Annotated in this window: 1 pseudogene; it reads left to right on the top strand. The window is 70.3% G+C overall.

The window, feature by feature from the left end:
* A pseudogene (locus tag ACQG3P_RS20470) lies at positions 1-256 on the top strand (hypothetical protein); the annotation flags it as partial.

Here is a 256-nt window from a genome sequence, read left to right as displayed (position 1 = left end):
CATCCAGCGCGAGCAGGACGCCGCCAAAGCCGCCGAGGCTGCCGCTGCAGCTTCGCTTTCGCCCGTGGTGGGGGAACACCAGGTGCCTGCGCAGGTCGCGCGTCCTGCCCCGGTGCGTGTGCGCTCGCCGCAGGCAGCCCCGGCCACCGCGGCCCCGCGCGAGGTGGTCAAGATGAAGCTGGGTGACATCAAAGCACACATCTCGCCTCTGACGATCTCCGCCGACGGCCTGGCCAAGCTCGGCTTCAAAGCCCTG

This window comes from Stenotrophomonas sp. SrG (genome assembly GCF_050031795.1).
GTDB lineage: Bacteria > Pseudomonadota > Gammaproteobacteria > Xanthomonadales > Xanthomonadaceae > Stenotrophomonas > Stenotrophomonas rhizophila_A.
Note: the sequence above shows the minus strand (reverse complement) of the source record. Positions and strands in the feature narration are given on the sequence as shown.